Source organism: Methylomonas koyamae (genome assembly GCF_006483455.1).
GTDB lineage: Bacteria > Pseudomonadota > Gammaproteobacteria > Methylococcales > Methylomonadaceae > Methylomonas > Methylomonas koyamae_B.
Window position 1 is genome coordinate 13,043 of record NZ_PPPU01000019.1, and the last position, 19,527, is coordinate 32,569.

Annotated in this window: 15 protein-coding genes; 3 read left to right on the top strand and 12 right to left on the bottom strand. The window is 58.3% G+C overall.

Going from position 1 to position 19,527, the window contains the following annotated elements; all coding sequences use genetic code 11:
* The first annotated feature begins 19 nt into the window (after window positions 1-19).
* A complete protein-coding gene (locus tag C2U68_RS11960) occupies window positions 20-577 on the top strand; it encodes a C40 family peptidase (protein ID WP_140912715.1) in 558 nt (185 codons plus the stop codon).
* On the opposite strand, the gene C2U68_RS11965 is transcribed toward C2U68_RS11960, so the two are convergent.
* The 7 genes from C2U68_RS11965 to C2U68_RS11995 form a co-directional block, all read right to left on the bottom strand.
* Entirely contained in the window at window positions 574-5,007 is a 4,434-nt protein-coding gene (locus C2U68_RS11965) for an EAL domain-containing protein (RefSeq protein ID WP_140912716.1), read from the bottom strand. The two genes, C2U68_RS11960 and C2U68_RS11965, sit on opposite strands and share 4 nt — an antisense overlap.
* A 5-nt stretch (window positions 5,008-5,012) precedes the next feature.
* Entirely contained in the window at window positions 5,013-5,942 is a 930-nt protein-coding gene (locus C2U68_RS11970) for an ABC transporter substrate binding protein (RefSeq protein WP_260839330.1), read from the bottom strand.
* 67 nt (window positions 5,943-6,009) lie between these two features.
* The gene (locus C2U68_RS11975; protein WP_140912718.1) at window positions 6,010-8,160 is read right to left on the bottom strand and encodes a TonB-dependent receptor plug domain-containing protein; all 2,151 of its coding nucleotides are present in this window, start codon (window positions 8,158-8,160) and stop codon (window positions 6,010-6,012) included.
* A gap of 279 nt (window positions 8,161-8,439) precedes the next feature.
* Window positions 8,440-9,111, bottom strand: coding sequence for an NAD(P)H-dependent oxidoreductase (locus tag C2U68_RS11980; RefSeq protein ID WP_140912719.1), 672 nt, complete (start codon window positions 9,109-9,111; stop codon window positions 8,440-8,442).
* 3 nt (window positions 9,112-9,114) lie between these two features.
* Window positions 9,115-9,867 carry a DUF5765 domain-containing protein gene (locus C2U68_RS11985; RefSeq protein WP_054763480.1) on the bottom strand — a complete coding sequence of 251 codons (753 nt, stop codon included), beginning with the start codon at window positions 9,865-9,867 and terminating at the stop codon, window positions 9,115-9,117.
* A 164-nt stretch (window positions 9,868-10,031) separates the two neighbouring features.
* Window positions 10,032-12,233 (bottom strand): primosomal protein N', encoded by a 2,202-nt coding sequence (locus C2U68_RS11990; protein WP_140912720.1) that lies wholly within the window; start codon window positions 12,231-12,233, stop codon window positions 10,032-10,034.
* A gap of 335 nt (window positions 12,234-12,568) precedes the next feature.
* The gene (locus C2U68_RS11995) at window positions 12,569-13,075 is read right to left on the bottom strand and encodes a disulfide bond formation protein B (RefSeq protein WP_140912721.1); all 507 of its coding nucleotides are present in this window, start codon (window positions 13,073-13,075) and stop codon (window positions 12,569-12,571) included.
* A 317-nt stretch (window positions 13,076-13,392) separates the two neighbouring features.
* Between C2U68_RS11995 and C2U68_RS12000 the strand changes: the two genes are divergently transcribed.
* Window positions 13,393-14,613, top strand: a complete 1,221-nt coding sequence (locus tag C2U68_RS12000) for a potassium/proton antiporter (protein ID WP_140912722.1) — start codon at window positions 13,393-13,395, stop codon at window positions 14,611-14,613.
* 15 nt (window positions 14,614-14,628) lie between these two features.
* Here C2U68_RS12000 and C2U68_RS12005 read toward each other — a convergent pair whose 3' ends face one another.
* From C2U68_RS12005 to C2U68_RS12025, 5 genes are all read right to left on the bottom strand, one after another.
* A complete protein-coding gene (locus tag C2U68_RS12005; protein ID WP_140912723.1) occupies window positions 14,629-15,342 on the bottom strand; it encodes a potassium channel family protein in 714 nt (237 codons plus the stop codon).
* The gene (locus tag C2U68_RS12010; protein ID WP_140912724.1) at window positions 15,339-16,940 is read right to left on the bottom strand and encodes an NAD-binding protein; all 1,602 of its coding nucleotides are present in this window, start codon (window positions 16,938-16,940) and stop codon (window positions 15,339-15,341) included. The genes C2U68_RS12005 and C2U68_RS12010 overlap by 4 nt, the downstream gene beginning before the upstream one ends.
* Window positions 16,941-16,942: 2 nt before the next feature.
* The gene (locus tag C2U68_RS12015; protein WP_140912725.1) at window positions 16,943-17,656 is read right to left on the bottom strand and encodes an SDR family oxidoreductase; all 714 of its coding nucleotides are present in this window, start codon (window positions 17,654-17,656) and stop codon (window positions 16,943-16,945) included.
* Complete coding sequence (locus tag C2U68_RS12020; RefSeq protein WP_140912726.1) at window positions 17,644-18,636, bottom strand: SPL family radical SAM protein; 993 nt, start codon at window positions 18,634-18,636, stop codon at window positions 17,644-17,646. Before C2U68_RS12020 ends, C2U68_RS12015 begins: the two co-directional genes overlap by 13 nt.
* Before the next feature lie 104 nt (window positions 18,637-18,740).
* A complete protein-coding gene (locus C2U68_RS12025) occupies window positions 18,741-19,058 on the bottom strand; it encodes a hypothetical protein (protein WP_140912727.1) in 318 nt (105 codons plus the stop codon).
* A 244-nt stretch (window positions 19,059-19,302) separates the two neighbouring features.
* Here C2U68_RS12025 and C2U68_RS21205 point away from each other — a divergent pair, with 244 nt between their 5' ends.
* A complete protein-coding gene (locus C2U68_RS21205; RefSeq protein WP_186289590.1) occupies window positions 19,303-19,461 on the top strand; it encodes a hypothetical protein in 159 nt (52 codons plus the stop codon).
* Window positions 19,462-19,527: the final 66 nt, after the last annotated feature.

Sequence of the window (19,527 nt, forward strand, 5' to 3'; positions counted from 1 at the left end):
TACGTTGTTGATACTGCCGATGTTCAAATCTTGTTCGGATTTTCGGATTTGCCGTTCCGCCGGCCCTTGGCTGCTGGCGCTAGCGCTTGGTCAATTGGCCGGTTGCGCCAGCACCGAAAAGGCGCCGCCGCCGATTACCCTGCCGCAAACCGAAGGCGGCAACCGGATGGCCGTGGCCGAAGCGCTGCAATTGCAGGGCGCACCCTATGTTTACGGCGGCGAATCGCCCAGCGAAGGTTTCGATTGCAGCGGCCTGGTGTATTACGTGTACTACCGCCAAGGTTTGCGCCTGCCGCGCGACACCCAATCGTTGGCCCGGCAACTGCCGGCCGTGGCGCCGGAACAGCGCCTGCCCGGCGACCTATTGTTTTTCAATACCGAACGGCCCTACTCCCACGTCGGCATTTATATCGGCGGCGAACAATTCGTCCATGCGCCGAGCGCCCGCAGCGGCCGGGTCATGGTCTCCGACCTGCGCCAGCCCTATTGGCGCGAGCGCTTCATCGGCGTGCGCCGGCCGCTCAACCGCCAAGCCTTGTCTTTCAACGACCTTGGCGCCGGCTGCGGCTTCAATTAAACCCGGCCGCTGTCCCTGCCAATCAACGCCGAAAACTCGTCGGCCGGCATCGGCTTGCCGAACAAATAGCCTTGCGCCTGCTTGCAATGGTTTTGCCGCAAATACTTTGCCTGTTCGGCAGTTTCCACACCCTCGGCGATAACTTCGAACTTTAGAATCCCGGCGATCGAAATGATCACTCGCACGATCGCCGCGGCATCGTCGTCGTGCATGATGTTGGCGACAAAGGATTTGTCGATCTTCAGTTTGTCGAATACGAACTGTTTCAGTTGGTTCAAACTGGAATAGCCGGTGCCGAAATCGTCGATCGATATCTGCATCCCGGCGTTTTTTAAGCGCGACAGAATTTCACGCTTTTGTTCCGGATGGCGAATGAACAGGCTTTCGGTCAATTCCAATTCCAGATACTCGGCCGCCAGCCCGGATTCGCGCAAAATCGCGATAACTTGTTCGGCGAAACCGTCCCGGTCCAACTGCTTGGCCGAGACGTTGACCGCGACCACGAACGGCGGATGGCCGCTTTGTTGCCACTGCCGGTTCTGCCGGCAAGCCTCGCGCAGCACCCAGGCGCCGATCTCTTCGATCAAGCCAATCTCCTCCGCCACCGGAATAAACTGGTCGGGGGATATCATACCCAGCTCCGGATGCCGCCAACGAATCAAGGCCTCGGCGCCGATCACGCGGCCGGAATCCAAATCGATCTGCGGCTGGTAATGCAAAAAGAATTCGCGGCGCTGCAAGGCCCGGCGTAAATCGCTTTCCAGGCGCAATTTGCTGGAAACCGCAAACTCCATGCTCTGTTCGTAGAAGCAAAAGGTATTGCCCTGCTCCTTGGCCCGGTACATCGCGGTGTCGGCGTGCTTAACCAGCAGGCCGCTGTCCTTGCCGTCGTAAGGGGACAAGGAAATGCCGATACTGGAGCTGATATAAAACTCCTGCCCCATCAACGCGAAGGGCTTGGCGATGGCATTACAGATTTTTTGCGCCACCGCCGCGGCATCCTGCGGATTGCCGATATGCTCCAGCAACAGAATGAATTCGTCGCCGCCGAAGCGCGACACCATGTCTTCGCGGCGGACGCAAGCCTGTATCCGCTCGGCGGCGGCCTTCAGCATCAAGTCGCCGACATCGTGACCCATGGTGTCGTTGGTCAGTTTGAAGCGGTCCAGATCCAGAAACAGCACCGCATGCTGGGCCGGCACCGCCGCAGGTTTGGCCAGCACCCGGTTCAAGCGCTCCATAAATTGCACGCGGTTGGGCAGATTGGTCAACGGATCGTGGTAGGCCAGCCGATTCAGGCTGCGCTGGCTTTGGCTGGCTTTCAGCAAATGGGCGATGCGCTTGCGCAACACCGTGAAATGAATCGGCTTCGGAATGAAATCGTTAGCGCCGGTGGAGAAGGCCAGTTCGACCGAATGTTCGTTCTCCAGCGCAGTGATCATCAGAATCGGCACCTCCGCGCCGTGCGGTAATGCGCGGATGGCTTTGCAAGCAGCGAATCCGTCCATTTCCGGCATCATCGCGTCCATCAAAATCAAATCGGCCATTTGCCGCGCGCACAAAGCCACGGCCTGCCGGCCGGTGACGGCCACATCGACGGTATAGCCGTCCTGTTGCAAGATGTCCTGCAAAGCCACGCGCAAAACCCGGTCGTCGTCGGCCACCAGCACCCGCGGCCCGATCTGCGCCAACGCTTGCTCGCCGGTCGGCTCGGCGTCGATTTCCGCCAGCAGCAGCCGTTCCAGCGTGCGGAACTCGGTCAGCAAGCTCTCGGCCATGCGCTCGGCGCCCGCGGCCAAGGCACCGTTTTCGGCCGCCAATTCCAATTGGCGGGCCGTTGCCGCCAGTCTTTCCCCGCCCAAACTGCCGGCAGCGCCTTTCAAGGCGTGCGCCAGTTCCCGCAACCGGCCCAAGTCCGCGTCCCGCACAGCCTGACCGATTTGCGCAATCTGCGGCGGCGCATCCTCCACAAAAAAGCGGATCATTTTGGGGTATGCGCCGCCGACTTCCTCGCGCAGTTGCAACAAGGTTTCGCGGTCCAGGGTCGCCGGTTCGGCTCCGGCAGACGCTGCCGCGGCATCGCTTGCCTCGGCCAGCGGCAGCCGCCGATTTTCGCTGTGGTTAAGCAATTTTTGCCGCAAGGCCTTCAGCTTGATCGGCTTAGCCAGGAAATCGTCCATGCCGACGGAACGGCACTGCTCTTCGTCGCCGCGCAGGGCGTTGGCTGTCATCGCGATGATCGGCACCCGACTCGGCGCCCCCGGTAACGCCCGGATACGCCGCGTGGCTTCGAAGCCATCGATGCCGGGCATGTGGCAGTCCATCAGTACCACGTCGAACGCTGCGGATTCCACCCTCTCCAAGGCTTCCGCCCCGGAGGCGGCGATTTGGTAACGGCAACCCAAGCGTTCCAGCATGCCGGCCGCCACCATTTGCCCGGCCCGGTTGTCCTCCACCACTAAGACGTTCAAGGCCAATGCCGATCTGTCGAAGGCTGCTTGCGCTTCTTCACCGCCGGTTAGGACCTGCGAACAATCGGCAGTCAATAAATCATATAGATCGGCCGCCGTTACCTCCCCAGGAAAACAGGCCGCTAAATACGGTAAATCGGGCAGCCCTTCTACGGAGGCGGCATGATTCAACACGATGAACCTGGTCTCCTCCCAGCCGCCGCCAATCCGCTCCAGCCATTGGTGTGCCGAAGCGCTTGCCATATCGACCACTGCAAAACGGTAGGCTTGACCCTGGTCGCGGCCGACCTGCAATAGTTCGGCCGCATGACTATCGAAACCGCTAAGGTGGTAACGAACCTGCCATTCTGCGAGATTGCCCGTCAGGAAACGGCCGGTTTGCTCGTTATCGGTCACTACCAGAATGTTCAGGTGAGCAAAACAATCCCGTCGCGCATTGGACAAGATTACGCTACCGCCCGGAGCCCGGAACGGTAAACTAAACCAAAACCGACTCCCAAGGCCCAGCCGGCTGTCGACCCCGATGTTCCCGCCCATCAGCTGTACCAGCTGTCGGCAAATTGCCAGTCCTAGGCCCGCACCTTCGTAGTGGCGGGTAGTGGAGCCGTCAGCTTGCACGAAAGCGTCGAAAATCCGGTCTTGCGCCTCCGCCGGAATCCCCATGCCGGTATCGGTAACGCTAAAGGTCAGCAACAATTGGCCGTCGCCGGCCGACGACGACGCCACGCCGATTTCGATCTCGCCTTGATCGGTGAATTTCAGTGCATTACCGACCAAATTGAGCAAAACTTGGCGGACTCGGCTCGCTTCGCCGGTTAGCTGTTCCGGCACACCGTCGGCAATTTCATAGCGCAGCTGCAGGTTCTTGCGTCTGGCCTGGGCCGCCATCAGTTCGACCACATCCTGCACGATTTCCTGCAACACGAAATCGCTGGACTGGGACTTCAACATGCCGGACTCGATTCGCGAAAAATCCAGAATGTCCTCGATCAATTTCAGCAGCGCCTCGCCGGCGTTACGAGCGACTGTCGAGTATTCCAGTTGTTTGGGCGTCAGTCCCATGTCTTGCAACAACTCCAGCATGCCCAACACCGCATTCAACGGCGTCCGCAACTCGTGGCTGACATTGGCCGCGAATTCGCCTTTCAAGCGGGCCGATTCCAAAGCTTTGTCGCGTGCGCGCTCCAATAACTCCTCGCGGGTCTCCAAGACCTGCATCATGGCATTGAACGCCGCCCCCATGTCGGTAATATCGCGCGGCCCGGACAATTTTGCTCTGACATGCTTCTCGCCGGCAGATGCCTTGCCCATCCGCTTCGCCAATTGCTGGATCGGCAAGGTCAGGCGGCGGGCCATGGTCAGCAAAAACACGAAAGACACCAGGGCGGCGGCGGCGGAAACCGCCAGGGTGACGAATTGAATCTGCCGTTTCATTGCCAGCAACGAGCGTTTGCCGACCGCCAAGCGCACATAGCCGATCAGTTCCTGCGCCGGGCTCTGCGCCTCGAACGGCGACGCCGTTTCGCCGCCGCGTCTGGCGAAAACCGGTGCAGCAAAATACCAAGCGCGTTCTGTTTCCGCCACCAATTGCAAGGTTTCGGGCCAAACTGAACCGTCGTCTTCCGCCGGCAACGCCGACTCGCCCATCTCCAGCAAAGCCTGACGATCCGTGTTGTAAATCGCCACACCCCTGACATCCGGCGAAGACAGAAACCGTTTGGCCGGTTCTTCGGCATTTTCGCGGCTGGCATAGAGCAGAGCCACCGTGCTTTGGGCGGCGAAGGCTTCCGTCGACTGCCGGCCTTGCGCCAGCCATTTGTCGCGGACCACGCCGTACGACAGCTCGGAGATACCGAACGAGGACAACAACGAAACCACTAAAAGGCCGCAAGTAAAGGCTACTGCCAGTTGCTGCAGAAAACTCGACCGGCGAAAACTGAACCCCAATCTTGGCGGCATCGGACTTAAGGCGTCGGAAAAACCATCGCGAACTCGCGCCGCGTCTGATTGGAAAACTGTAAACCCAGGTGCTCGGCCGTGCGCAAATTGACGGCCACCAGCAAATCCTGCAGCAACTTGACCGGCTCGAGTCTGCCGCCCGGTTGGGCTTGTTGGATCGCCATACTAGCCAGACTGCGGCCCATGCCGAAATTGTCCGGATATAAGGAGAACAGTGCGCCTTTACGGACGTGGTCCAGGTTGCTCGAAAACACCACGAAATTCTTTTCCCAAGCCTCGCGCAGCACTTCCGGAAACAGCGATTGCTCGTCCAATACCGCATTTTCCCGCGGCAACCACAATGCGATCGAATTATCCTTGACGTCTACCACTATCTGGCGGAAAGAGTCGGATGCATCGCGCACACTGGCAGTCGGCTGGGCCTGCAACACCAGCCCGCGTTCTTGGGCAGCTTTTTCGGCGTGCCGAATCTCCCAGGCGGTTTGGCGAGGATCGTAAATCACCGTAATTTTCTTGACATTCGGTACCAATTTTTTCAACTGGTCGAACATCGCTTCAGGTGCCGGCGTCAGGCTGATACCGGTCAATCCCTGCGGCGCTTCTTCCGGCCGGACAACGGTGGCGCCGATCACCACCGGCAATACGCCGACCAGGCCCTTGGCCATGGTTAGCCCGGCCCGGCCCAGCGTGACCACCACGTCAATGCGGTCGTTCTTCAAGTCGGCAATCAGCCTTTCGGGCGAGGTATCGCGCTCGCTCAGCAAGTAATGGGCAACCGGCCGGCCCAGCTCCTGCTCCATGCCGCGAGCGATTTCCAAAAACACCGAACGGTAGGGTTCGCGCACGTCCGGGTAGACGATCGCCACCGCGGGCGCTTGCGCCAACGCATTCGCACAGCTGCACGCCAAAACCAGGGCCAGCCAAATCGGTAACATTATTCGGTCGAACAAATTCGCTCCTGGGTTATGCTTTCGCAGGGAAGGCGGGGCAGTGGCCGGCGCCTCAAAATTTCACGCTGATTTCGCCGTAGAAACTGCGCGGCGCCAACGGCAAGTCGTTGGGAATGCCGGGCTGCGGACTGCCGGCCAAACTCGGTTCGCGGGCGCTGACGTCGAATAAATTGCGCACCGAGAAGGCCAGTTCCATATGCTTGGCCAGATTTTGCCGGCGCAGGGTCAAATCGACCCAGGTGTAGTCGGCCACCGGCTCACGGCTGTCGCCGAAACTGCGGCTGCGACCGACGATCCATTTGGCCTGCGGGCTGAAGCTCCAGTCGGGTAAAAACTGCCAGTTCATCCGCAGATAAAGCTGATGCTGCGGCCCGTAGCCGGCATCGTGGTGCAAGGTTTCGTCGCGGCTGCGCTGGTAGGCGTAGTTGCCGACCAATTTCAGGGTATCGGCCGCCTGCCATTCCGCTTCGAATTCGCCGCCATAACCCTGTTGCGCCCCGCGGTTCTGCGCCGTGGCGGTGGTGGCATTGCTATCCGGCACGAAGCGGATGATGTCTTTCCACCAGTAGCCGAAAAAATTCAGGCCCAGACGTAAACCGTCGGCCGGGCGGTAATCGAAGCCCAATTCCAGATTCTCCATGGTCTCCGGCTTGAGTTGCGGATTGCCGATCTGGGCCGGATTGTTCAGGATGTACATTTCCTGAAAAGACGGCGCTCGAAAGGCTGAACCGTACATCAATTTTGCGGTCAGGTCGTAATCGGCCTCCCAGATCAAGGCCGCCCTGGGGTTGAAGGTATTGCCGAAATCGGAATAGCGGTCGTAGCGGGCGCCGGCGGTCAAAGTCCAGTCGTTGGCGAAATTCCACTGGTCCTGAAAAAACAGGTAGGCAATTTTACGGTCCACTTCCGGAATGAAGGTCGACGCAGTCCCGGACACGTCGATTAGCGGAATGCCCGGCAACGACGGTATCGGCAGCCCCGAACCCGGATCGATGCCGAAATTCTGACTGACGCGGGCCTGGAACAGGCTGTCGTAATTGAAACCGATCCCGCTACGGATCTGGTGCCGGCGAAAACCGCTGTAGGCCAGCATCTGGCTGATTCGGACGTGGCGCTCCCACACTTCCGGATTGCCGATATAGCCGTTCGGAAACGTGACCGGGGCGCCGGCGCCGATTTGGCCGTTGGCGCCGATCGGCAACCGGGTACCGGGCGGAAACAAGGTCAGATTGCGTTCTATTTCCTGGCTGGTTTCGAAATAGCTGGCCTGGCTGGTCCATTCCCAATTTTCGATATCGGTATTTTGGTAGGTGATATCGGCGTTCCAGCGGTCGCTGCCGTAGCGGGCCGTCGAATCCAGCGTCTGGGCCACGCCGGAACCGACCCCGAAATTGCCGCGGTGTTGCAGGCCGCCGCGAAATCGCCAATGGCCGCGCGCCAAATCGATACGGGCGTCCAGGTTCTCGCGCGACAGGCTCAGCGGCCCCGGCGCCAGCGAGGCGCTAGTACCGAACAGCCGGTCGAACTGGGTTTGCAAATCGGCATCGACCACCGCATTTTGTCCGGCGGTATTATGGTATTCCACCGCCAAAGCCACGTCGAAGCCGGCCCACTCGGCGCCGTGCAAGGCCCAACCGTCGTAGCTATCGAAACTGCCGACGCGGCCGCCGATTTCGCTACCGTCGATGTCCTGGCGGGTTTTGGTGATGACGTTGATTACCCCGGCGAAGGCGTCGGCGCCGTACACTGCGGAGCCCGGCCCACGCACCACTTCGATCCGGGCGATATCGCGGATCGGCATGCCGCCCCAAACTTCGCTGCGGCTGCCGGTGTAGGAATTGGTGATCGGGATGCCGTTGACCATCATCAGCACCTGTTGATTGAACTGCGAGAAAATCCCGCGGAAGGTGTAGATCGGGTTGTAACCGATGGTATTGCGCTGCACGTGCAAACCGGGCACGGTTTCCAGGACTTCGTCGATATCGGTGGCGCCGATGGCTTTGATATCGTTGGCGGTAATCACCGTAGCGATCGACGGAGCTTGCGAAATCGGCTGTTTGTAGCCGGAGGCGATACTGACCATTTCCTCGCCACCGTAGATCTGCGACAGCGCCCGCTCCTCCTCTTCGGTCGACACCGGTTGCGCCCTAGCGGCCGTGCCAAAGCAAGCGGCGCAGACGGCGAGAAACAGAAAGCGGGGCATGGTTAACTCCTGGGTGAAATCTTTTCTGGATTAATTGTTATCGATCACCACAGCCAGCGAGCATACAACAAAGATCCCGCCGAGTGTCACTAGGGGCAATTTTAGACTAAATCGACCGAGCCCGATGCCAACGGCATCGGTGGCCGGATACCGGCCGGCCGCTACTGGAGAACCGGCGGATTTGCCGGGTGCGCCGCCATCGGTGACGCTGGAGGGGAGTTAAACGCCCGGCGCGGATTAGCCGCCGGGCGGGAAAGCAAGGCGTTCGGCTAGGTCAGACTAGACCAACCACTCGACCACCTGCTCCAGGCTTTGCCGGGTTTTCGGCCGCGGCGGCGGATTTTTCCGGTAACCGAAAGCCACCATATACGCCGCCGCCCACTGCGCGAGATCGACACCGGCCTGTTCGGCCAGAATCCGCTCGACTTCGGCGCGTTCGAAGCCTTCGATCGGGCAGGAGTCGATACCGATCAGCGCCGCCGCCGTCATCATGTTAGCCAGCGGCAGATAGGTTTGGCGGGTGGCCCAATCGGTCAGCGTGCGCTCCGATCCCAGCAGATCGAAATCGCTGCGCTGGAATTTTTCGATCAGGCCGTTACGCAATTGGATGATATCTTCCGGATAGTGCTGGACTTCGCGCATCATGTACTGCAGATAGGCGCTGTCGTAACGCATGAAGTGGCTCTTGCGCACCAAGGTCAGCACCACGTGGCTGGCGGTCGGCAATTGCTTTTGTCCACCCCAGGTAAATTCGCGTAACGTTTCGCGCAATTGCGGATTTTGCACCACCAGAAACCGCCACGGCTCCAGCCCGAACGAACTCGGCGACAGCCGAGCCGTTTCCAGGATAAAGTCGAAATCGGCGCCGGGGATTTTGCGTTCGGCGTCGAATTCCTTGCAGGCGTGGCGGAAATGAAACGCGTCGAGAATGTCCTGTTTGCTAACGGCCATGGCTTACAAGCTATCGCCCACTTCGCGTTGGTAAAACGGCCATTTGGTGACATGCAGATGCTTGCGGATCGGCGTCTTGATCACCGACACGCATAACGCAATCGAAAACAGGCACCAGACCGCGCAATACTCGTTCGGATCGTCGGTGGTGATGTCGGAAATCCACGGCCCAATCAGGTAGTGGAAGGCGACGAAACGCCAAGAACCGTAGATGATCGGCAAATAAAACGCCGCCAAGATATAGGCAAAGGCATGCAAGCCCCAGTTGAAGCCGAGCAACCATTCCACCGGCTGCGACATCAACCCGTTCAGCGGCATTTGCCAGGCGATGTGCCAGGCGCCGGATACGGAGCAGGTCTGGGTGCCGCAGAAGCCTTCGGTGCCCGGTACGCAATCGCCGGCCCAGGCGAACGGGTACATTTTGATCAGCATCGCCAGCGAGCTGATCGCACACAGCGTGTAGACCGTGGTTTTGATCTTCAACTTGACGCTTTCCGGCACGAAGTACATCGCCACCATATTCACGAAGAACGGCTGAAACGCGATATGCAGATAGCCGAGCAGGGTCAACACCTGGTTGTTCGGGTTATCGCATAAATCGATATAAACGTATGTCGCCGCCTGCAACAGCTCCATCAACGCAAAATAAGTCAACGGAATCCACAGCTCCTTGGATTCGCCCTTGTACGCCACGTAAACGGCGGTTGCCAAACCCGCGGCAGCCAAAACGCCTGACGCCTCTCCACTCCAGCACATCGGAAAATACCCCTTTGTTATATTTTTAGTTATTAGGTATGGATACCTTTTCCGACTCGACGCCGGAACGGCAAAGATAACCATGGTTCTTATTGTGAACCAGTCACAAAGGGGCGAAATTATTACATAAAACCGTAGCCCTTAAGCCGGATTTTGCCGGCGGCTCAGTACAAATCCAACGGGTCGACATCCAGAGACCAACGGACTTTTTTTGCCTCCGGGAGTTGGTGGATTCTGGGGACCAGTGCATCCAACAAGCGGTGCAAATCTTTGCGCTGCGCACTTTGCAACAACAATTGGTAACGGTAGGCGCCGGCGCGCCTTGCCATCGGTGCCGCAACCGGCCCCAAGACTTGGGTACTGCCGGCACCCAGCTCGGCGATTGCGCTGCAGACGGCCTGCAGAAACCGGCGCGGCGCATCGCTGCCGGCCGCTTGCGCCCGCAACAGGGCCTGGTGGCTGAACGGCGGCAAGCCGGCTTGGCGCCGCTCCTGCAATTCACCCTCGGCAAAGGCTCGATAGCCTTGTTTCAACAATGTATTCAGCAGCGGATGTTGTGGCTGGCGGGTTTGCAAAATCACCCGGCCCGGCCGTTCGGCCCGCCCGGCCCGGCCGGCCACCTGCACGATCAATTGCGCCAGGCGCTCCGCACCGTGAAAGTCGATGCTGAACAGACCGCTATCGATGTCCAGAATCGCCACCAGCGTCACGCCCGGAAAATGGTGGCCCTTGGCCAACATCTGGGTGCCGAGGATGATTTCGGCCCGGCCGGCGTGGATTTGCTCCAGATAGCCCTCCAGTGCGCCTTTGCGTTGCGTCGTGTCCTTGTCCAGCCGCACTAGGTTTCGTTCCGGAAACACTTCGGCCAGCGTCTGCTCGATGCGTTCGGTACCGAGCCCCAGCGCTTGCAATTCGCCGGTGTTGCAGGCCGGGCAGAGCTTAATCAGCGGGTGCTCGGCACCGCAATGGTGACAGCGCAACAGTCGCTCGCCGGCATGAATCACCAGATTGGCGTCGCAGCGGCGACAGCGCGATACCCAGCCGCAACCGTGGCAGATTTGTACCGGAGCGAAACCGCGCCGATTCAGAAACAGCAATACCTGCTGCCCGTGGTCCAAGGCCGTACGCATTTCCGCCAACAACGGTTCGGACAGGCCGGATTGCAGCCGCTTGTTGCGGATATCCAGCAACTGAAAGCTGGGCGCCACCGCCGCACCGGCCCGGTTCGGCAAATGCAGCAAGCGGTAGCGCCCGTCGGCGACGTTGACCAGACTTTCCAACGACGGCGTGGCCGAGCCCAGCAATACCGGAATATTCAGCATCTTGGCCCGGGCCACGGCCACGTCGCGGGCGGAGAAGCGGAAGCCCTCCTGCTGTTTGAACGAGCTGTCGTGTTCTTCGTCGAGAATGATCAGGCCCGGCCGTTGCAACGGCGTGAACAATGCGGAACGGGTCCCGAGCATGATCGCCGCCTGCCCCTGCTGCATACTCAACCAGGCCTGCAAACGCTGACTGTCGGTGAGTTTGGAGTGGGTCGCCACCATAGCCACGGCGAAACGGCGACGAAAGCGTTGTTCGAGTTGCGGCGTCAGGCTGATTTCCGGCAACAGCACCAAGACCTGCTTGCCCTGCGCCAACACGCTGGCAATGATCTGCATATAGACTTCGGTCTTGCCGCTGCCGGTGACGCCCTCCAGTACTGCAACCGAAAACCGCCCCAATCCACCAACAACATTGTCTATCGCCGCTTGTTGCTCGGGATTGGCAAGCAACGGCGACTCGGCGACCGGATCTGCCGCGGCCGGCGTCAAATCCAGGCGCTCGACCAAGCCTTTATCCAGCAAAGCCTTCAATGCCGCCCGCGCGTCGGTAAGCGCGGCATCAGGCAACGGCCCGGTCTGCAAGCGTTGCAACAGGGCCAGTTGCTTCGGCGCTCGGCGCAGTTGCTGCAAATCGGTTTGCCGGCCCAAACGGCTGAGGCCGTATCCGTATGGCAATTCCAACACGGCCGGCCGCCCCTGGCGCAATGCGACCGGGAGCGCGGCGGCCATTACTTCGCCGAGCGGGTGATGGTAATAGCGGGCGGCCCAGTGCAGCAGTTTCATATCGGCCTCGGACAACAGCGGCACCGGGTCTAAAACCGCGATTGCCGGCTTCAGACGCTCGACGGCTACGGCCGACTCGGTCGTCACGGCCAGCAAAACTCCAACTTGCGAACGCCTGCCGAACGGTACAAGAACTCTGCTGCCCGGACGCAACTCGGTCCCTTCATATCCTGCCGGCGGCAAGTAATCGAAGATGCGATCTAATGGTACGGGCGCCGCAACTTTCAAAATTAGTTTGTTGGAGGCGTCACAGTTGGACATATTTGATGAGGCGTTTTTGATATAGCGCCGCTAAGTGTTTAACGGCATTGAAAAAACTCGAGTTACCCACAAAATCTGTGGATAACTCTGTGGATTAGCTTTAAGCCCTGCCGCTTAGTGTCGGTTTTTATTACAATTTTTTTAAATTGGGCAAATTTCAGCCAGACAACTAATCCAATTAAAATCAATAAGTTACCAGAAAAACTAATCTGTGTTATTTGTCGGCAGGCACCGAAATAGGTCGACAGCGGGCGCGCCCCGTTTTTGTGCATAACCTGTTGAGCGACTGTGTCGATACGACGCGATCGCGCAAGGCTTGCCACCCGGCACCGGCTTCATTCGCCGACCGGGCGATCGCCGCCGTTAACGAATTGAAATCCACCCCAGGCCGCCAGCAACAGAAACGCCAACAAGGTCCAGGCCGGAATACTGAAACCCAACAGAGTCCAATCCACTTTCGCGCATTCACCGGTACCGCTCAGCATCAATTTGACGGTATCGGCCAGCGGAAAATGCTGAAACATGTATTCCAGACCCGGACTGCATTCCGGCACCTCTTCCGGCGGCAAATGCTGCAGCCAAACGTGGCGAGCCGAAACACTGGCGCCGCTCAAGGCAGTAACGGCGCTCACTACCGCATAAACCTTACGGCCACGATTATGCAAGCCGGCCAGCAAGAACACGACGCCGGTCGCCAAGATTGCCAAACGCTGGGATATGCATAGCGGACAAGGCTCCAGCTCTTCGACGAATTGCAAATACGCGCCGACGCCCAACAGCGCGGCGCAAGCCGCAAAACCCAGTAAGAAAGCAATGCGGGGGCTCAGTTTTATAAAATTCATACGCAAAAATTAGCCAAGTAAAGTGAACGAATCGGTTAAGGTACGGCCTGCCGGACTAGCACCCTGAGGCCCAATGCCGTTTGGTTGCGCCGCTCGCGCCGCCCGGATGGCTGCGCAGTTTGAGGTAAGCGGGCGGTTTAAGCGTTCGCTGCCGGACCAGGCTGAAGACGAACCGTTGAGCCTTAGCTTACTAAACCATCTCCGCCCGAGCCGGGAAATCCCCCCGCAGCGGAATTGCGGATAACATTACCACCTTTAACCCCCGGTTTAATTGCCGCATTTTTCCAGCGTCGCAGCCGAAATACAGGATACCACCGATGCCGTCAGTTGAATTAGCCAGCCTGATTGGAGCCAGCCTGCTGTTGATCAGCGTTTTCTCCAGTAAGTTGGCGGCCAAGGTCGGCATTCCGTCCTTGCTGTTCTTTCTGTTGACCGGCTGGCTGATCGGCGAATTCGGCGGCCCGGAATTGCGTAGTCCGGAAATTGCCAAGTTTATCGGCGATTTCGCGCTGATATTCATTCTATTCACCGGCGGCCTGGATTCGCATTGGCCCAACATCCGGCCGGTGTTGTGGCAGGGACTGTGTCTGTCGACGTTCGGCGTCTTGATCACGATGCTGTTGCTGGGCAGTTTCGCCTGGTTTATTTTGGGCTCGTTCAGCACCTTTTCGCTGGGCGTGCACGGCATCAGCCTGCAACAGGGCTTGTTACTGGCGGCGATCGTCTCGTCCACCGACGCGGCGGCGGTGTTTTCGGTGCTGCGCTCCAGCCACATTGCCTTGAAAGGCAAATTGCAACCGCTGCTGGAACTGGAATCCAGCAGCAACGACCCGATGGCGGTATTGCTGACGGCCAGCCTGCTGAATTACTCGGCCGGCGGCGAGGCTGCGTTTCTGCAGGGCGGCAGCTTTCTGGCGATCCAATTGACGATAGGCGTCGGCATCGGCTACGCCGCCGGCCGCTTCATGGTCTGGCTGCTCAATCACCTGGGTCTGAGTTCGGCCGGCCTGTATGCCATCGCCTCGATTGCGTTGGTGTTGTTGACTTACGCAGTCGCCACCTTCACGCACGGCAACGGCTTTTTGGCGGTTTACGTGGCCGGCATCGTCGCCGGTAACCGCAAGGTGATTCACCAGCAGTACATCAACGCCTTTCACGACAGCTTCGCCTGGCTGATGCAAATCATCATGTTTTTGACGCTGGGCATGCTGTCGGTGCCTTACGGCGCCGAACTGCCGGCCCTGGCCAGCGTCGCCGTGGCCATCAGCTTGTTCCTGATGTTCGTGGCGCGCCCGGTCAGCGTCTTCGTCAGCCTGTGCTGGGCCGACATCGGCTTCAAGGAAAAACTGCTGGTGTCCTGGGTCGGCCTGCGCGGCTCGGTGCCGATCGTGCTCGCGACATTTCCGTTGGCGGCCGGTGTGAATGAAGCGGGCGAAATTTTCGTGCTGGTCAGCTTTATCGTGGTGATGTCGGTGTTGCTCCAGGGCTTTTCACTGGCCGTATTTGCGCGCTGGCTGGGCTTGGCCGAGAAACGCTAGCCGGCAGCGCGTCGCCTATTTGGGACCAACATGGCAATACTCGTTTTCGACGTCTTGTTTGAACGCCCTGATTTCCCGAGACGGGCCCAAAATGACCAAAATATCGCCTACGTTGAGCCGAAGGTCGATTTCCTCGCCGACGAAGTGCAAGCGGTCGCTGACCTTTTTGTTGACGATGCCGATCAGCAATAAGTTGTATTGCGACCCCAGTTCCAGTTGACTGGCATGCATGTTTTCCAGAAAGCTGTGCTCCGGAATCGCCACTTCGGCCAGATGCAAATCGTGGCGGCCGAACACGGTGTGGTCGAAAATTTCGGTGATATCCGGCCTTTTCAACATGTCGTGAATCTTGCGGCCGCAGATTTCATAAGGGTCGATAATTTTATTGGCGCCGGCCGCAATCAGCTTCTCGGCCGATTCCGGGCTATCGACGATGGCGACGATGTTCAGATTCGGGTCCAGCGCCCGCGCCGACAGGGTCAGGAACACGTTTTCCGAATCGGTATCGAAAAAGCAGAACAACGTATCGATGTGGCCGCCGACGCCGGCCAGCCGCAAATCGTCGTCGCTACGGAAATCGATGTTGGCGGTCTCGAAGCCGTTTTCCCGCGCCAAGGCGGCTTTTACCGGGTCGTGGTCGATCACCACGATCCGGTAAAACTCCCTATCCAAGCGGCTGATGGCCTCGAACGACAGCCGGTTATAGCCGAACACGGCGATCTGTTTCATATCGACTTCCTGGCAAACAGGCGGCGCTGCTCGACCTGATCGCGAAAGTGGTCGATGCCGTACTTACGTCCCAACAGCACCAGGATGTCGCCGCGACGCAAAATGAACTGACGGGCCGGATTGAAATAAAAATGCTGCTGGTTCACCGGGTACTTGTTCTTGTGTTTCAAATGAATCGGATTGGCGCTGATCACGCCGAGCAAAGTTAATTTACGTTGCTCCAGATCGAGCTGGCCGATATTTTGGTCCTCCAACGGCGATTTCTCGCTAACCAACACCGACTCCATCACAATGTCGCTCTGGCTTTGCAGAATGCCGGAAATCGCTTCGAAGGCCACCGGCTGGCCGACGAACTCCGCAGCCAACATCCCGGCGATTTCGAACGGTCGGATCACCTGGTTGGCGCCGGCCTGATACAACTTGTTAACGTTGTCGTGGCGGTTGGCGCGGGAAATGATGCGTAATTCCTTATTCAAATGCCGGCTGGTCAGCGTGATGTAGACATTGACCACATCGTCGCCGGTAATGCACAAAATCGCCGTCGCCCCGCGGCAAATGCCGGCATTCAGTAATACCTCGTTATTGCTGGCATCGTTTTCGATGGCTAAATACCCGCGCGATTTTGCGGCCTGCACCTTGAACGGCGATTTGTCGATGATGACGAATTTCTTCTGCTCTTCGTGCAAATGACGGGCAATTTCCTGGCCCACCCGGCCGAAACCGCAAATAATGATGAAGTTATCGTAATGCGCCAACTCGGCATAGGTGCGGCTTTCCCGGACCGACAGCATTTTTTCGCTGAAGGCGGCAATCAGAATCGAGGTGAAGAACGACAACACGCCCAGACTGGCCAGAATCAGAAAAATCGTCACCCACCGCCCGCCGGTAGTCTGCGGGGTAATATCGCCGAAACCGACGGTCGCCAGCGTGACGACGGTCCAATAAAACGCATCGAACAGGGTGTTGACGCCGGCATTATTCTGGTATTCGAACATGTAAATCGACACGCTGGCGATGAAGACCAGAAAGCAGGTAAAGATCAACAGTGTGGTCAATTCGAAACGCTTGCTGGCCAGCGCGTCGGCAAACAACTTGGCGCTATCCGAGTATCGGAACAGCTTGAATAAGCGGAAAATAATGAAAATCCGCAAAATGTCCAGCGGCCGGTAACTGGGTAGAATTGCCAGTACGTCGATCACTGCAAATACCGAGGTAACGTATTCCAGATCCTTGGCGACCAGTTTTTTGTAGATCCCTGACAGCTTGAACGGCAGATTCAGGTACAGGGCTTTTTCGTATTCTTCGATCACGATTTTGTAGGTGTCGGAATAAATCCAGCCCCTGAGCAGATATTCGACGATGAACACCATCAGAATCGCCAGCTCGAAATAACCGCCCATCTTGCTGTCGGTGTGCTCGATGTCGTAGATCAAAAAGATCACGCTCGACACCAGCAACAAGATCATCGTCGCATCGAAATACTTTTTGCGCCGGCTTTGCCGATTTTCCAGCAAATCGAAAAAGAACGCCTTGCTGCACTTGTACCAGTGCGCCGCTTTCAGGTAGTACGCGCAATAAACGACGAGTTTGGCGAACATGCTTATTTCTTGAATTCGATGACTTTACTGGCAGGATTAAGATTGATTTCGTCGATCACGCAGTGCGGCCCGGCTTGCAAAATATACATTACCGCATCGACCACGTCGTCGGCGTGCAACGCCTGACCGGCCTGCTTGCCGGGCATAAATCCCAACGGCTCGAAAAATTCGGTATCGACCATGCCGGGGTTGACCAGCGAGACCCGCACCGGACTCTTGCCGCATTCGTCGCGCAAAGCCTGGCTGAAACCGCGTACGGCGAATTTGCTCGCGCAATAAATGCTGCCGTTACGACTGCCTTTCAACGCGGCCTCGGAACCGATGTAAACCAAATTGGCGAAGGGACGCTGCTTCAGCTTGGGTAACAACAAACGGGTCAGACAGGCTTGGGCGGTAAAGTTGACCGTCATCAGCCGTTCGATCTGCGCCACGGAAAACTGCTCCAAGCCGCCGAACTGGCCGTAGCCGGCGGCAAACACCGCCGTATCCAGTTCCGGCGCCAGTTGCTGTATTTGTCTGGCGGCGGCCGGTAAGCGTTCCAGTTCGGCCAAATCCATCTCCACCGCGGCAAAACCGGGATGCTCGGTCTGGAATCGCCGGCCATCCCGCGACACGCCGACCACGCGATGGCCCTGGGCCAACAAACGCCGGGCTATCGCCCGGCCGATACCGGAGCTGGCGCCGGTGACCAGCACGTTGCGTTTTACAGCGTACATGGAAAAAACGCATCTTGCGGGATGTATTCCAGCAGCATCCGGCTGCAGTCCGCCATCATGGCCTGCTCCAGATCGGCCCGGTAGCTCACCATCCCCGCCGCGGTTTGAAACGGGCTGGCAAACAATTTTTCGTCCGGGTACAGCTTGTGGATTTTCTTGAAATACTGCTCCGGCAAGCGAAACACCCCCAGGCTGGCCGAATGCAGTTTGAACGGATCGATCTTAGCGAACACCTGCTCGAATAGCTGGCGGTAAATCTGCCGGTAGTCGTGCTGGTAGATCACCGGATCGAAACGTAACCCGATCGGCCAGCCCTGCCGCTGCAGTTTGGCCGCCGCTTCGATGCGCTTGGCGACGGGAGGCGCCTTGGCTTCGACTTTGTCGGCCACGACGTCCGGCGCCAGACTGAATGCCACCACGCAGCGCGCCACCGGCTGCCGGTTCAGCAAGGTTCTGATCTGGGTACTCTTGGTGCGCAGTTCCAGCCAGGCGTTAGGCACATCGGCGAACAGCGGCAAGAACTGCTCGGCAAAACCGGTGACCGGCTCGAAAGCCAGGCTGTCGCAATCGTAGCCGGAGAAAAAATACACGTCGTCTGCCGGCGTCTCGGCGCAAATCTCGCGAATCCGGGCCTGAAAATCCTCGTAATTGACGAATAACACGTAATTGGCCGACTGGTACATGCCTTGCAGAAAGCAATAGCGGCAGTCGTACAGGCAGTTCAGCATGTGGGAGAAGTAGTAATTGCGCTGGCCGCCGATGCCGTAGCCGGCAGGCGCCGGTAATACGAATTTCTGGAATTTCTCGGCCAAGATCAGTGCCGGGCGTTGCTTTTGCAGGCGAAAATTCTGCGCCTTGGGATTGAACACTTCGCCGAAGCGCTCGCAAAACACGGTCCGCGCCTTCGGAAAACGCTCCCGAATCGCCTGAGTACGCGGGTGAGATTCGACAGCGGATTCGATGTACAAGGTATCTATCATCGGCGGCGGCACGGAGGCGGAATTGGCCCGGCATTATAAAGGATGGCGGGCCTTAGGGCGCGGAACATGCCGTCTGCCCCCACGGGCGGGAGACTGTCGACCGCTTAGGTGTCGTCTTTCGCCGGCACGGCCGACAAATCGGTTGTAGCCGACTTGGCTGCCGCTTGCTTGCGGAACCGGCGTTTTTGCCATTGCGCGACGAAGTAGGCGCTGCCCGACAGCGTACCGGCGGCAGTCGCCAACCAACCGAAGATCGGCGCCAGCGTGACGATCAACGGCTCGTCCACCAAACCCAGCCAAACTCCGAATGCGCTCAGTCCGGTTGGTTGCACCGCCGCGGCGGCAGCGGCGGACAAGCCGGCAACAATGCCGGTGGCCATAGAGACATGTTCAATGCGGGCGGCGATTCGTTCGTGATCCATGAGCGACAAACCAATAACTAACAACGGACTGCTTGCATTTCAGTGCGGATTGAAATTGGCCCGCATCCAAATACCGATTACAAATTATTCAATCTTACTCCAAAACGGCCAATCCGCAATCCCAGAATTATTTACTTAAAAGAAATAATAAATGAATTTATGGCGCCATTGTAAACCCATAAAACAAAGCTTAAAGTTAACCCAACGCCGCCACTCGCCGATCCCCGATCGAAGGAGCAAAAAAATGAACACCCCGACTTTTTACCGCGACATCACCACCGGCCTGTTTTTCGTTGCCGGCATTCTGAGTTTCGTATCCGGACAATTCATTCTATCCACCATGCTGTTCGGTACCGCGTCTCTAACGGCCAATTTGCAAACAGCCAAACCGGTGCGCGTCTGATTTTGTTGTGCCTCCTCGTTGTGAAGAAGTAACCTCGACGGCCCCCACTTTTGCTCAAGGTGGGGG